The following is a 14,377-nucleotide window of genomic DNA, read 5'->3' on the forward strand; positions in this document are numbered from 1 at the left end:
GAAGGTGCGGGGCGTGCATGCGGTCGTACGGGCATGCGTGCGGGGAATCCGGCGGGGCCCTGTCCCGGGGCGCACGCCGTGCAGCTGTGCCGAACCGATCGAACCCGAGTGCGGCTGCGTCACCAGGCCGCGCTCGTACCGGCAGATTAACCGGTCGGTAACTCCTTGGCCAGAGCACGGGAGATGTGAGCTGCGCCGCTATGGTGTCCGCGTGGATGTGCTGGAGCGGCTCCGGGCCGAGGCGGCGGGCTCACCCGACTACGAGGCCCTGCGCGCGGCCGGGCCCGACGAGCTCGCGGCGGCCCTGGCCGCCGCCGGGCGGCCCCTGTGGGCCCGCGAACTCGCGGCCTACCGGCTGGGCCTGGCCGCGGACCCGCGCGCCTTCGAACCCCTGGTCCTGCTGCTCAACCACCGCGACCCGCCGCGCTGCGCGGCCGCCGCCCGGGCGCTGGCCGCCCTCGGCGACCCGCGCACCGGGCGGGCCGCCGCGGCCCTGGCCACCAACGAGCTGCGCGTGGCCTACGCCCTGGAGCCCGTCCGGCTGCTGACGGCCCTGCGCGGGCCCGAGGCCCTACCGGCGCTGGTGACGGTCCTGTCCCGGCGGCTGGCCCCGCACGACCCCTACACGAAGGTGGCCCTGGCCTGCATCGACGGCCTGGCCGCCCTCGGCGACGACCGGGCCCGCCCCGTCCTCGTCCGCGCCCAGGAACACCCCCGCCTGGCGGTGGCGGCGACCCGGGCGCTGAAGGCCCTGGCTCAGCCGCGGTAGCCCAGCAGGCCGTGCAGGGTGGCGCCGCCGGCCGAGGCCGGGACGGCGCGGGTGGCCGTGGTCGGCTTCGGTTCCGCCTGGGCCGCGCAGGTCGCGTCGGCGGCCTTGCCGGAGGTGAGGTAGGCGGCCACCTTCTCGTCCAGGCACTTGTTGCCGCTGAGCGAGATCCCGTGGTTGCCGCCGCCCTGCTCGACCACCAGCGCCGAACCGGCCAGCTTCGCCCGCATGCTGAGGGCGCCCTCGTACGGGGTCGCGGCGTCCTCGGTGGCCTGGAGCAGCAGCGCCGGCGGCAGGGCGGTGTTGGTCACGTCCGGGGCCCGCAGCGCCTCGGTCGGCCAGAACGCGCACGGCGCGTTGTACCAGGCGTTGTTCCAGGTCATGAACGGGGCCTTGGCGTGCGTGGCCCACATGTCCGTCCGCCAGGTGTTCCAGTCCTTCGGCCAGGACGAGTCCCGGCACTGCACGGCGGTGTACGCGCTGTAGCTGTTGCCGGCCGAGGGCTCCACCGCCCCGAACCGCTCGTACGCGGCCACCAGCGGCTTGGGGTCGCCCTTGGCCTCGTACGCGGCGAAGGCCTCGGCCAGGTGCGGCCAGTAGCCGTTGTAGTAGCCGCCCGGCATGTAGGTGTCCTCCAGCTCGGCCGGCCCCACCTTCCCGCCCGCCGGGGTCTGCCGCAGGGCGTCGCGCATCGCGTACCAGCGGGACTCGACGTGCGCCGGGTCGTCGCCGAGACCGTACGTGGCGTCGTTGCGCGCCACCCAGGCCAGGAACGCCTTGTGCCGGGCGTCGAAGGCCAGGTCCTGTGCGAGGTTGTCCTGGTACCAGACCCCGCCCGGGTCCACGACCGAGTCCAGCACCAGCCGGTGCACCCGGCCGGGGTGCAGCTTGGCGTAGACCGCGCCCAGGTAGGTGCCGTACGAGTAGCCGAAGTAGCTGATCTTCGGCGCGCCCAGGGCCTGGCGCACCAGGTCGATGTCACGGGCCGCCGAGACCGTGCCGACGTGCGGCAGCAGGTCCGCGTGCCGGGCCGCGCAGGCCTGGGCGAAGGTGCGCACCCGGTCGAGGTTCGCCTGCTCGTCGGCCAGGGTGCGCGGCACCGAGTCGGGCCGGACCGGGGCGAAGTGCGGGGTGCCGCAGTCGAGCGCCGGCTCGCTCTTGCCGACCCCGCGCGGGTCGAAGCCGATGACGTCGTACTGCGCCGCCACCGCCTTGGGCAGGGCGGCCGCCACGTACCCGGCCAGGGAGCGCCCGCTGCCGCCGGGGCCGCCGGGGTTGACCAGCAGGGGGCCCTGGGAGGTGGCCGCGGTGTGCGGGACCCGGGTCAGGGCGAGGGTGACGGTCCGGCCGGCCGGGGCGTCGTGGTCGAGCGGGACCTTCAGGGAGGCGCACTGCAGGGTCGGGTAGCGCGGGGTCGCGCACTTCGTCCAGCGCAGCGCGGCGGCCGTCCGGCCGTCGTCCGGAGCCGCGGCCGTGGCGGTGGCGACGGGCGGGCCCGCGAGGGCGGTGGCGACGGTGGCGATCGAGAGCAGGACAGCGGCGCGTTTCTTCACAAGGGCCTCCCAGCCGACGGTTCTGGGCGAATCGTCCCGGAGGGCGCCCCCGGAACCCGCCGATTCTGCCGCCTTTTGGCCCGATGTGATGATGTTTCAGCGGCCGGTCACAGCAGCGTCAGCTGCGTCGGCCCGGCCGCCTCCGGCCCGCTGTCGGCCCCCTGCGGCCCTGGCTGCCCCGGCTCCGCCTCCGGCGGCTGCGGCGGGGTGATCCGGCGGGCCGCACCGCGCCGGGCGGGGCCGATCCCGTACGCGTCGGCCAGTTCGTGGACCTGACGGGTGATCTGCCGCTGGTACCAGGTCGGCGCGTAGGAGCCGCCCGCGTACATCCGCTCGTAGCGCTCCACCAGGTGCGGGTGGTGCCGGCCCAGCCAGGCCATGAACCACTCCCGGGCGCCCGGCCGCAGGTGCAGCACCAGCGGGGTCACGGAGGTGGCCCCCGACCGGGCGATGGCCCGTACGGTGGTGCGCAGCTGCTCCGGGGAGTCGCTCAGGAACGGGATCACCGGCGCCATCAGCACCCCGCAGCCGATCCCGACGTCCGTCAGGGTGCGCACGACGTCCAGCCGGCGGGCGGGGGAGGGGGTGCCCGGCTCCACGGTGCGCCACAGCCCGGTGTCGGTGAACCCGACGGAGACCGAGATGCCCACCTCGGTGATCTCGGCGGCCCGGCGCAGCAGGTCCAGGTCGCGCAGCAGCAGGGTGCCCTTGGTCAGGATCGAGAACGGGTTGGCCCGCTCGGTCAGGGCCTCGATGATCCCGGGCATCAGCCGGTAGCGGCCCTCGGCCCGCTGGTAGCAGTCCACGTTGGTGCCCATGGCGATGTGCGCCCCGGTCCAGCGCGGGGACGCCAGCTCGCGGCGCAGCAGCTCGGGGGCGTTGGTCTTGACCACGATCTGGGAGTCGAAGCCGAGGCCGGTGTCCAGGTCCAAGTAGCTGTGGGTGCGGCGGGCGAAGCAGTAGACGCAGGCGTGCGAGCAGCCGCGGTACGGGTTGACGGTCCACTCGAACGGCATCCGCGAGGCCCCGGGCACGCGGTTGACGATCGACCTGGCCCGGACCTCGTGGAAGGTGATGCCGCGGAACTCGGGGGTGTCGAAGGTGCGCGTGACCACGGCCCCGGTGCCGAACAGCGCGGCCGGCCCCGAGGGGTCGTCGGTCAGGTTGTCCCAGCGCATGGTGCCTCCTCGGTCGCTCCCTTCGACAATAGAACAAACGTTCCCATGATCGTGCGGGCCGGGGACCGCGGGGGGCGGATTTGGGCGGCCGACCCGGAGGTGGTTGGCTTGCCGCAACGAGCGTTTCCAACTGCTGGAGGAACAGGTATGGCGCAGGTCGAGGCCACCACGGAGCGGATCATCGCGGCCGACGCGGAGACGGTGTTCGACGCGCTGGCGGACTACCAGGGCACCCGCGGCAAGGTGCTCCCCGAGCACTTCAGCGAGTACGAGGTGCGCGAGGGCGGCGACGGCGAGGGCACCCTCGTCCACTGGAAGCTCCAGGCCACCAGCAAGCGCGTCCGCGACTGCCTGCTGGAGGTCACCGAGCCCAGCGACGGCCGTCTCGTGGAGAAGGACCGCAACTCCTCCATGGTCACCACCTGGACCGTCACCCCGGCCGGCGAGGGCCGGGCCAAGGCCGTCGTGACCACCGTCTGGAACGGTGCGACCGGCATCGGCGGCTTCTTCGAGCGGACCTTCGCCCCCAAGGGCCTGGTCCGCATCTACGACGCGCTCCTGGCCAACCTGGCCCAGGAAGTCGAGTCCTGACGAAGGCCGTTGACGGTGGGGCCGCCGACGCGGCCTCACCGGATCGGGTGGAATTCCCGGCCGGGGCGCACCGGCGCGCGCAGCCGCCCCCGAGGCCCCGCAGCGGCTAGGGTGGAAGGCCTGCGACCGACCCACGGGGGGCCGATGAAGATCCTCATCTCCGCCGACATGGAAGGCGCCACGGGCGTCACCTGGCCCGCCGACGTGCTGCCGGGGACACCGCAGTGGGAGCGCTGCCGCGCCCTGTTCACCTCCGACGTCAACGCCGCCGCCCTCGGCTTCTTCGACGGCGGGGCCGACGAGGTCCTCGTCAACGAGGCCCACTGGACCATGCGCAACCTGCTGCTGGAGCAGCTCGACGAACGCGTCCAGATGATCACCGGCCGGCACAAGGGCCTGTCGATGCTCGAAGGGGTCCAGCACGGCGACGTCGACGGGATCGCCTTCGTCGGCTACCACACCGGCGCCGGCGCGGAGGGCGTGCTCGCCCACACCTACCTCGCCAACTCCGTCACCGGGGTCTGGCTGAACGGCGTACCGGCCTCCGAGGGGCACCTCAACGCCCATGTCGTCGCCGAGTACGGCGTCCCCGTCGTCCTCGTCACCGGCGACGACCTCACCTGCGTCGACGCCGCCGGCTACGCCCCCGGGGCCCGGACCGTCGCCGTCAAGGACCACGTCTCCCGGTACGCGGCCCGCTGCCGCACCCCCGCCCGGACCGCCGCCGACATCCGGGCCGCGGCCAAGGAGGCGGTCGCCCTCGCGGTGCGCCACGAGCCGGTGCGCGGAGGGCCGTTCACGGTCGAGGTGGAGTTCGACGCCGAGCACCTGGCGGCCGCGGCCACGGTCGTCCCCGGTGTGACCCGGGCCGGGGCGCCCCGCCGGATCGCGTACAGCAGCAGCACGATGTACGAGGCGATCCGGACCTTCAAGGCGGTCACGACGATCGTCTCGTCCGCGGTGGAGGAGCAGTATGGGTGACATGACACGCTTCGCGGCCCCGGCGGAGCCACCGGTGGACTCTCCGGCGGACTCCCCGGTGGGCTCTCCGGTCGACGCCCTCGCCCTCGACGAGGTGGTCCGCTTCACCTCGGACCTGATCCGCATCGACACCACCAACCGCGGCGGCGGCGACTGCCGCGAGCGGCCCGCCGCCGAGTACGCCGCCGAGGCCCTGGCCGCCGCCGGGCTGGAGCCGCTCCTGCTGGAGCGCACCCCCGGCCGTACCAACGTGGTCGCCCGGATCGAGGGCACCGACCCGGCCGCCGACGCCCTGCTCGTCCACGGCCACCTCGACGTGGTCCCCGCCGAGGCCGCCGACTGGAGCGTGGACCCGTTCTCCGGCGAGGTCCGCGACGGGGTGGTCTGGGGCCGTGGAGCCGTGGACATGAAGAACATGGACGCCATGGTGCTGGCCGTCGTACGGGCCTGGGCCCGGGCCGGTGTGCGGCCCCGCCGGGACGTGGTGATCGCCTTCACCGCCGACGAGGAGGACAGCGCCGTCGACGGCTCCGGCTTCCTCGCCGACCACCACCCGGAACTGTTCGAGGGCTGTACCGAGGGGCTCAGCGAGTCCGGGGCCTTCACCCTGCACGCCGGCCCCGGCCCGGCCCTCTACCCGATCGCCGCCGGCGAGCGCGGCACCGCCTGGCTCAAGCTCACCGCGCACGGCACCACCGGGCACGGCTCCAAGCCCAACCCGGCCAATGCCGTCACCCGGCTCGCCGCCGCCGTCCACCGCATCGGCGAACACCGCTGGCCGGTCCGGCTCACCGGCACCGTCGCCGCCTGCATCACCGAACTCGCGGCCCTCCAGGGGCTCTCCGTCGACCCCCGCGCCCGGGACTTCGACCTGGACGCCGTCCTCGGCAAGCTGGGCCCGGCCGCCGCGCTGGTCGAGGCGACCGTCCGCAACAGCGCCAACCCGACCATGCTCAGCGCCGGTTACAAGCTCAACGTGGTCCCCGGCCAGGCCGTCGCGTACGTCGACGGCCGGGTCCTGCCCGGTGGCGAGGACGAGTTCCGCCGGACCCTCGACGAGCTGACCGGGCCGCACGTGGACTGGGAGTTCCACCACCGCGAGGTCGCCCTGGAAGCCCCCGTGGACGGGCCGACGTACGCGGTGCTGCGCCAGGCCGTCGAGCGGTTCGACCCCGACGGCCGGGTGGTGCCCTTCTGCATGGCCGGCGGCACCGACGCCAAGCAGTTCTCCCGGCTCGGCATCACCGGCTACGGCTTCTCCCCGCTGAAGCTGCCGCCCGGCTTCGACTACTGGTCCCTCTTCCACGGCGTGGACGAGCGGGTCCCCGTCGAGGCCCTGCACTTCGGGGTACGCGTCCTCGACCACGCCCTCAGGGCCCTGTAATGATGCCGACCGGGGCGTACGGCAGCTGGCCGTCGCCCATCGACGCCGCACTCGTCGCCGCCCTGGACGGCCGCCCCGAGTACGTGGGCACGGTGGGCGCCGAGGTCTGGTGGACCGAGCCGCGGCCCGCCGAGGGCGGCCGGCGCACCCTGGTGCGCCGCGCGGCGGACGGCGGCGACGGGGTGTCGGTCCTGCCGCCGCCCTGGAACGTGCGCAGCCGGGTCACCGAGTACGGCGGCCGCCCCTGGACCGGTACCGAACGCCCCGACGGTTCGGGGCCGTTGGTGGTCTTCGTCCAGGGCGACGACCAGCGCCTGTACGCCTTCGAGCCGGACGCCCCCGGTCGCCCCGCACCCCGCCCGCTGACCCCGCTGTCGGCCGTCGGAGCCGGACTGCGCTGGGTGGACCCGGTGCTGCGCGGCGGCGAGGTGTGGTGCGTGCTGGAGGAGTTCACCGGCCCCGCCCCCACCGACGTACGCCGCGTCCTGGCCGCCGTACCGCTGGACGGCAGCGCGGCCGAGGACCGCAAGGCGGTGCGCGAACTCACCGACGACCGCCACCGCTTCACCACCGGCCCGCGCCTGTCGCCCGACGGCGCACGCGTGGTACGGCTGGTGTGGGACCACCCGCGGATGCCCTGGGACGGCACCGAGCTCCAGCTCGCCGACGTGACCCCGGACGGCCGCCTGGAGCGGATCCGCACGGTCCTGGGCGGCCCCGACGAGGCCGTCGCCCAGGCCGAATGGACCCCCGACGGCACCCTGCTGGCGGTCAGCGACCGCGGCGGCTGGTGGAACCCGTACCGGCTCGACCCCGACGGCCCCGCGGAACCGGTCAACCTGTGCCCCCGCGAGGAGGAGTTCGGCGGCCCCCTGTGGAAGAGCGGCCTCACCTGGCTGCTGCCCCTGCCCGACGGGGCGGCGACCGGCCCGGGCGCCGTCAGGGGAGCGGTGGCCGTGCTGCACGGGCTCGGCTCCTGTGTGCTGGGGATCCTCGACCCCGAGACCGGGGACCTGGTGGACGTGGCCGGGCCCTGGACGGCCTGGCAGCCCACCCTGGCCGCCCACGGCCCGCGCGTGTACGGGGTCGCGGCCAGCCCGCGCAGCGGCTACGAGGTGGTCGAACTGGACACCGCCACCGGCCGGGCCCGGGCGATCGGCGCGCACTGGCACCGGCGGGCCCGGGCCGACATCGACCCCGCGTACTACCCCGAGCCGCAGATCCGGACCTTCCTCGGCCCCGACGACCGCGAGATCCACGCCCACGTCTACCCCCCGCACCACCCGGCCCGCCGGGCGCCCGCCGCCGAGCTGCCCCCGTACGTGGTGTGGGCCCACGGCGGCCCGACCGACCACGTGCCGCCCGTGCTCGACCTGAACATCGCCTACTTCACCTCGCGCGGGATCGGTGTGGTGGAGGTCAACTACGGCGGCTCCACCGGGTACGGGCGGGCCTACCGGGAACGGCTGCGCGAGCAGTGGGGCGTGGTGGACGTCGAGGACTGCGCGGCGGTGGCCCGGGCGCTGGCCGCCGAGGGCACCGCGGACCCGCGGCGGCTCGCCGTCCGCGGCGGCAGCGCCGGCGGCTGGACCGCGGCGGCCTCGCTCGCCGCCACCGACCTCTACGCCTGCGGCACGATCATCTACCCGGTCCTGGACCTGCGGGGCTTCGCCGCCGAGACCCACGACCTGGAGTCCCGGTACGCCGACGGGCTGGCCGGGCCGGCCGAGGCCCTCGCCGTCCGCTGCCGCGAACGCTCGCCGCTGGCCCGGGCCCACCGGATCAGCGCGCCGTTCGTCCTGCTCCAGGGCCTGGACGACCCGGTCTGCCCGCCCGCGCAGGCCGAGCGCTTCCTGTCCGCCCTGCGCGGGCGCGGCGTACCGCACGCGTACGTCGCCTTCGAGGGCGAGGGCCACGGCTTCCGCCGGGCAGAGACCATGGTCCGGGCACTGGAGGCCGAACTCGCCCTGTACGTCGCGGTCTTCGGCCTCACCCGCACCGACGTGCCACCGGCGGACCTGACCCCGTAGTCGGGCGCCCCGTCAGGAGCGCGGGGAACTGCGCGGGTGACCACCGGGGACCCGCGGTCCCCGACGGCCGGTTCGGCCCCCGGACGGCGGGACGTCGGTGGCGGTTGCGGCACGGGTCGGTTCCGAGGCCCGGCCTTCGCTCGACCGAGGGCGGGGCGGTCGCGCAGGATGGGGGAATGCGAAGCCTGGTGATGCTCGATGCCCCGTCCAACCTCGGTCTGCGCCCGCCCGCCCCCGGCACGGTGCCGGGGGTCTACAAGCTGGCCGGGGCCCTGCGCGAGCAGGGCCTGCTGGCCCGGCTCGGGGCCCGGGAGGGCGGGGTGGTGGTGCCGCCACGGTACGACCGCGGGGACTGGCGCGAGGGCGACGGCGTGTTCCACGCCCGCCCGCTCGCCGCGTACACCGTCACCCTCGCCGACCGGATCGAGAAGCACCTGCGGGCCGGGGAGTTCCCCGTCGTCCTCGGCGGCGACTGCTCCATCCAGCTCGGCGCCTCCCTGGCCATGCGCCGGCTCGGCCGCTACGGGCTCGCCGCGATCGACGCCTCCGCCGACTTCCGCCACCCCGGCAACACCGCGGTCAACGGCCCCGTCGGGGCCGCCGGTGGCGAGGAGCTGGCCCTCGCCACCGGCCGCGGCCAGGCGGACCTGGCCGACCTCGAAGGCCTCGGCCCGTACCTGCGCGACGAGGACGTCCGGCTGTTCGGGATCCGCGACGGCGACCCGGACCTGACCGAGCTGCGGGACCTCGGCATCCGGGCCGCCACCGTCGCCGAGATCCGTGAGCGCGGCGCGGTGGCCGTGGCGCGGGCCGCGCTGGACGGGCTCCACCCGCCGGTCACCGAGGGCTTCTGGGTGCACCTGGACGCCGACGTGCTCGACCCGAGCGTGATGCCGGCCGTCGACAGCCCCGACCCGGACGGACTGCTCCCGGAGGAACTCTTCGCACTGCTGGCCGAGTTGGTCCGCTCCCCGCGCTGCGTCGGGCTCAACGTCACCATCTACGACCCGGACCGGGACCCCGACGGACGGGCCGGCGCCCTGCTGGCCGACCTGGTGACCAGCGCCTTCGACGCCGGCTGAGGCCCGGCGCCCGCTCCGCACGGGCAGGGAGCCGCCGACGCGTGCGGAGCGCAGCACCGGCGCGCGGCGGGAGGTGCACCACGAGGAACTGCGAGACCCCTGTTCCGCGGCCGCGACGGCGTGTTCCATTTCCCCATGGCCACCACCGTGCGTCGCACCGTCGTCACCCTCCCCGCCGCCCCGCTGGGCCCCGAGAACCCGCTGCCCGCCCTGCGCCCGCTGCCCGAGGTGCACGTCCTCGACGAGCAGTCCCGGGCGGGCCTGCCCCGGGACATGGCCCGGCAGATCGGCTACCGCCCGCTGACCTCGCTGCTGCCGGTCCGGGTGCTCGACGGGTACGGGCGCACCCGGACCGGGACCGCCTTCGAGGCCGTCGTCCTGGAGAACGCCCACCTGCGGGTGACCGTGCTGCCCGGACTCGGCGGCCGGGTGCACTCCCTGGTCCACCTGGCCACCGGGCGCGAACTCCTCTACCGCAACCCGGTGTTCCAACCGGCCGCCTTCGCCCTCAACGGCGCCTGGTTCTCGGGCGGCATCGAGTGGAACATCGGCGCCACCGGCCACACCACCCTCGCCTGCGCCCCGCTGCACGCCGCGCCCGTCCCGGCGCCCGACGGCGGGACCATGCTCCGGCTGTGGGAGTGGGAGCGGCTGCGGGACCTGCCGTTCCAGGTCGACCTGTGGCTGCCCGAGGACTCCGCCTTCCTCTACGTCGGCGTCCGGGTGCGCAACCCCCACGAGCGCCCCGCCCCGGTGTACTGGTGGTCCAACACCGCCGTCCCCGAGGACTCCGGCAGTCGGGTCCTCGCCCCCGCCGACGAGGCCTGGTACTTCGGCCACGAGCGCACCCTGCGCCGGGTCCCGGTCCCCGAGCACGACGGGGCCGACCGCACGTACCCGCTGCGCAGCACCCACGCGGCCGACTTCTTCTACGAGGTCCCGGACGGCGAACGGCCCTGGATCGCCGCGCTGGACGCCGAGGGGTACGGACTCGCCCAGACCTCCACCGGCCACCTGCGCGGACGCAAGCTGTTCGTGTGGGGCTCGGGGGACGGCGGGCGCCGCTGGCAGGAGTGGCTGACCGAGCCCGGCACCCCCGGCTACGCGGAGATCCAGGCCGGCCTCGCGCGCACCCAGCTGGAGCACGTCCGGCTGGACGCGGGGGCCGAGTTCAGCTGGCTGGAGGCCTACGGTCCGCTGTCCGCCGACCCGGCCCCGGTGCACGGCGCCGACTGGCCGGCGGCGCGGACGGCGGCCGGGCGGGCCCTGGAGGAGGCCCTGCCGCGGCAGCGCGTGGACGAGGCCTGGGCCGCCTGGCGGCCGTACGCCGACGCCGAGCCGGGCGAGCGGCTGGCGACCGGCTCCGGCTGGGGCGCGCTGGAGGTGCTGTGCGGCGGCCACAAACTGCCCGGCACCCCGTTCCCGGAGTCGACGCTGGGCGAACCCCAGCAGCCCTGGCTGGAGTTGTGGCGGACCGGGGTGCTCCCGACGCCGCGCCGGGTCACCCCGCCCGGCCCGACCCTGGTCGCCCCGCACTGGCGCGACATGCTGGAGACCGCCCAGGCCGATCCACTGACCGAGTACCACCTGGGCGTGGCCCAGTGGCACGCGGGCGACGTCGCCCAGGCGGTGCGCAGCTGGGAGCGCGGGCTGCCGCTGGCCCCGTCCCGCTGGCCCCTGCTGCGCTGCCTGGCGGTGGCGGACGCGGTGGCCGGGAACCTGGACCGGGCCGTGGAGCGGTACGCCGAGGCGGTCGAGGACCTGGCGCAGGAGAGCCGGGGCGGCGGGACCTGGACGGCCGCGGAGTCCGCGCTGGCCCGGGAGGCGATGGCGGTCGCCCTGGCCGCCGACCGCCCGGCCGTGGCCCGCACGGTGTGGGAGCGGCTCCGGCCCGCCCTGCGCGAACAGGGCAGGTTCCGGCTGCTGGCGGCGCGGCTGCTGGCCGCCGAGGGGCATGTGGTGGCGGCCCGCCGGGTCTTCGAGGAGGGCTTCGAGGTCCCGGACCTGCGCGAGGGCGACGAAACCCTGTCCCTGCTCTGGGCCCGCCTCACGGACCGCCCCCTGCCGGCCCCCTACGACTTCCGGATGCGGCCGGCCCCGTGAACGGCGGCCCTTGACCGGCCCCCGGAACCGCGGCCCCGGGCCGGCTCCCTGAACGGACCGCGGGCTACGGCACCCGGCAGAGGATCTCCCCGTTCAGGACCGAGAACCAGGCGTCGGGGGAGCCGCCCCAGGTGCGCCAGGCCTCGGCGATCGCCGTCAGGCCGGTCGGCGTGGTGTGGCCGCCCCCGGTGGCGAGCGCGGCGTACGAGGAGGCCGTCGTCCGGTCGGCCCACAGGGCCGACCACCAGCCGGTCTCCTCGGGCGTGGCGTAGCACCAGGCGGTGGCCGAGCAGCGCACGTCCTCGAACCCGGCCGCCCGCGCCCACGCGTGCAGCCGGCGGCCCGCGTCCGGCTCGCCGCCGTTGGCGCGGGCCACCGTGCGGTACAGGGACAGCCAGTCGTCCAGCCCGGGCACGGCCGGGTACCAGGTCATCGCCGCGTAGTCGGCGTCCCGGACCGCGACCGTCCCGCCCGGCCGGCACACCCGGTGCATCTCGCGCAGCGCCCGTACCGGGTCGCCGACGTGCTGGAGCACCTGGTGGGCGTGGACCACGTCGAAGGAGCCGTCCGGGAAGTCCAGCGCGTGGACGTCGGCCGCGGCGAACACGACGTTGTCCAGGCCCCGTCCGGCCACGTGCTCCCGGGCCTGCGCCAGCACCTCCGGCGCGGCGTCGACCGCGGTGACCCGGCCGGGGGCGACCAGCTCGGCCAGGTCCGCGGTGATGGTGCCCGGCCCGCAGCCGACGTCCAGCACCCGCAGGCCCGGGCGCAGCTCGCCGAGCAGGTACGCGGCGGAGTTGCGTGCGGTGCGCCAGCGGTGCGAGCGCAGGACCGATTCGTGGTGGCCGTGGGTGTAGACGGCGCTCTCCCCGGCCGGGGCGGGCTGGTCGGACGTCATGGCGGGACCCCTCCTGTGCGTCGGAGCGTGTGCGGTCCACCGTAGAGGATCATGCCGGATCCTGAGATAGGTGTTTCGGGATGTGGACACCACCGTTGCGGCACGCGGGGTCCGGGAGGACGCTGAGGTCAGGGGGTGCGCCGACGGATGAGGACGGTGAGACCCGTGGCAGACACCAGGACGGACCCGCAGACCGAGCTGCTGGACCGGCACGCCGAGGCGCTGGCCCTCTTCGGGGAGCGGGTGCACGCGATCGCCGACGACCAGTGGGACGCCCCCACCCCCTGCACCGACTGGACGGTGCGGGACCTGGTCAACCACGTCGTCGGCGAACAGCGCTGGGTCCCGCCGCTGGTCGCCGAGGGCCGCACCCTCGCGGACATCGGCCACTCGCTGGACGGGGACCTGCTCGGCGACGCGCCCGTCGCCTCCTGGGACACGGCCGCGGCCGCTGCCCGGGCCGCCTTCACCGCACCCGGCGCCCTCGACCGCACGGTCCCGCTGTCCTCGGGGCCCACGCCCGGATCGGCGTACTGCCGGGAGCTGGTCTGCGACTGCGCCGTGCACACCTGGGACCTCTCCCGCGCCATCGGCGCGGACGAACGGCTGCCCGACACGCTGGTGGCGCTCGCCACCGAGGTGGTCACCCCGCTCGGCGACGGCCTCGCCGCGAGCGGGATGTTCGCCGAGCCGGTCCCGGTGCCGCCGGACGCCGATGCCCAGACCCGGCTGCTGGGGCTGCTGGGGCGCAAGGCGTAAGTGTGGCGCGCCGGGGCAGGCGCGAGCACAGGTGCTCCGGCAGGGCCAGGGAGGGCGTACCGGGCGGTTCTGGCCTATAAAGGGCATGCGACGGGAGCCAGGTACGACGACGAGGCGAGGCGGTGGCGGGCATGCAGCGCACGGCGCCGGAAGGGCGCGGGCCGGTCCGCTACGGTCCGCCCGCGCCGGAGCCGGGCCTGCCGGTGCTGCCCGAGCTGACCGCCGTACTGGCCGAGGCCGCGGTCCGGTCGGCGCCCGAGCCGCCCGGGGGCGGCCCGGCCGTGCGGGAGGCCGCCTGCCGGTACTGGGACTCCCGAGGCCTGCCCACCGACCCCGGCGCGGTGGCCGCCGGCCCGGGCGCGCCGGCCCTGCTGCTCGCGCTGCTCGGTGCGCACGGCGGCGACGTCATGCTGCCGCGCCCCTGCCCCGCCTGGTGGACCCCGCAGGTCCGGCTGCTGGGCCGGCGCGCCTACCACGTGCCCACCCCGGCCGAGTGCGGCGGCGTACCCGATCCCTACGCGCTGCTGGAGACCGTACGGCGGGTGCGCGCGGAGGGCGGCGACCCGCGGGTGCTGCTGCTGTCCGTGGCAGACGACCCCACCGCGACCGTGCCCCCGCCGGAACTGCTGCACGAGGCGTGCGAGGCGGCGCAGTCCGCCGGGCTGTTCGTGGTCGCCGACGAGACCTGGCGGGACACCGTGCACCGGCCGCACGAGACCCTGGTGCTCAGCCCGGCCGGGATGCTGCCCGAGCAGACGGCCGTGCTCCTGGACCTGTCCGGCGCGCTGCTGCCGGGCGGCTGGCCGGCCGCCGTGCTCCGCTTCCCCGACACCCCGCGCGGCACCTGGCTGAGGGCCCGGACCCTGGACGTCCTCACCGCCACCGGGGCCCAGGTCGCGGGCCCGGTTGCCGGCGCCGCCGCCCACGCGCTGGACGAGCCCGACGCCGTCGCCGCCCGGGTGATCGCCGCGGCCCGGCTGCACGGAGCCGTCGCCGCGGCCGTGCACCGGGAACTGCTGGCCGTCGGTGCGCTGGCCCTGCCGCCGCGGGCC

The 14,377-nt window shown here is 75.8% G+C and carries 12 protein-coding genes; 9 read left to right on the forward strand and 3 right to left on the reverse strand.

The genetic code is table 11. The annotated features are described in order from the left end of the window. Nucleotides 1-211 precede the first annotated feature (211 nt). Nucleotides 212-769: a HEAT repeat domain-containing protein gene (locus EF918_RS05705; RefSeq protein ID WP_125641762.1), complete on the forward strand. Its 558-nt coding sequence runs from the start codon at nt 212-214 to the stop codon at nt 767-769. On the opposite strand, the gene EF918_RS05710 is transcribed toward EF918_RS05705, so the two are convergent. Both EF918_RS05710 and EF918_RS05715 read right to left on the reverse strand, forming a co-directional pair. After that, the gene (locus EF918_RS05710) at nt 757-2,319 is read right to left on the reverse strand and encodes an alpha/beta hydrolase (RefSeq protein ID WP_125641765.1); all 1,563 of its coding nucleotides are present in this window, start codon (nt 2,317-2,319) and stop codon (nt 757-759) included. The two genes, EF918_RS05705 and EF918_RS05710, sit on opposite strands and share 13 nt — an antisense overlap. A gap of 107 nt (nt 2,320-2,426) precedes the next feature. Continuing rightward, nucleotides 2,427-3,497 (reverse strand): Rv2578c family radical SAM protein, encoded by a 1,071-nt coding sequence (locus EF918_RS05715; RefSeq protein ID WP_125641768.1) that lies wholly within the window; start codon nt 3,495-3,497, stop codon nt 2,427-2,429. A 147-nt stretch (nt 3,498-3,644) separates the two neighbouring features. On the opposite strand from EF918_RS05715, the gene EF918_RS05720 reads away from it, so the two are divergent. The 6 genes from EF918_RS05720 (at nt 3,645) to EF918_RS05745 (ending at nt 11,668) form a co-directional block, all read left to right on the forward strand. Beyond that, nucleotides 3,645-4,088 (forward strand): SRPBCC family protein, encoded by a 444-nt coding sequence (locus EF918_RS05720; protein WP_125641770.1) that lies wholly within the window; start codon nt 3,645-3,647, stop codon nt 4,086-4,088. A 144-nt stretch (nt 4,089-4,232) separates the two neighbouring features. Beyond that, nucleotides 4,233-5,069 carry a M55 family metallopeptidase gene (locus EF918_RS05725; RefSeq protein ID WP_125641773.1) on the forward strand — a complete coding sequence of 279 codons (837 nt, stop codon included), beginning with the start codon at nt 4,233-4,235 and terminating at the stop codon, nt 5,067-5,069. A gap of 1 nt (nt 5,070) precedes the next feature. After that, nucleotides 5,071-6,453, forward strand: a complete 1,383-nt coding sequence (locus EF918_RS05730; protein ID WP_125641776.1) for a M20/M25/M40 family metallo-hydrolase — start codon at nt 5,071-5,073, stop codon at nt 6,451-6,453. Next, nucleotides 6,453-8,483 carry a prolyl oligopeptidase family serine peptidase gene (locus tag EF918_RS05735; protein ID WP_125641779.1) on the forward strand — a complete coding sequence of 677 codons (2,031 nt, stop codon included), beginning with the start codon at nt 6,453-6,455 and terminating at the stop codon, nt 8,481-8,483. The genes EF918_RS05730 and EF918_RS05735 overlap by 1 nt, the downstream gene beginning before the upstream one ends. A 176-nt stretch (nt 8,484-8,659) precedes the next feature. Further along, nucleotides 8,660-9,565: an arginase family protein gene (locus EF918_RS05740; protein ID WP_125641782.1), complete on the forward strand. Its 906-nt coding sequence runs from the start codon at nt 8,660-8,662 to the stop codon at nt 9,563-9,565. A gap of 135 nt (nt 9,566-9,700) precedes the next feature. After that, nucleotides 9,701-11,668, forward strand: a complete 1,968-nt coding sequence (locus EF918_RS05745) for a DUF5107 domain-containing protein (RefSeq protein WP_125641785.1) — start codon at nt 9,701-9,703, stop codon at nt 11,666-11,668. A 64-nt stretch (nt 11,669-11,732) separates the two neighbouring features. Here the strand turns inward: EF918_RS05745 and EF918_RS05750 are convergent, their stop codons facing one another. Further along, the gene (locus EF918_RS05750) at nt 11,733-12,566 is read right to left on the reverse strand and encodes a methyltransferase domain-containing protein (protein WP_125641788.1); all 834 of its coding nucleotides are present in this window, start codon (nt 12,564-12,566) and stop codon (nt 11,733-11,735) included. 165 nt (nt 12,567-12,731) lie between these two features. Here EF918_RS05750 and EF918_RS05755 point away from each other — a divergent pair, with 165 nt between their 5' ends. Next, nucleotides 12,732-13,325, forward strand: a complete 594-nt coding sequence (locus tag EF918_RS05755; protein WP_260609844.1) for a TIGR03086 family metal-binding protein — start codon at nt 12,732-12,734, stop codon at nt 13,323-13,325. A gap of 131 nt (nt 13,326-13,456) precedes the next feature. Continuing rightward, nucleotides 13,457-14,377: aminotransferase class I/II-fold pyridoxal phosphate-dependent enzyme (locus tag EF918_RS05760; protein WP_125641794.1), on the forward strand; the 921-nt coding region annotated here is incomplete at its 3' end.

Origin of the sequence: Streptomyces sp. WAC06614 (genome assembly GCF_003949795.1) — a bacterium.
GTDB lineage: Bacteria > Actinomycetota > Actinomycetes > Streptomycetales > Streptomycetaceae > Streptomyces.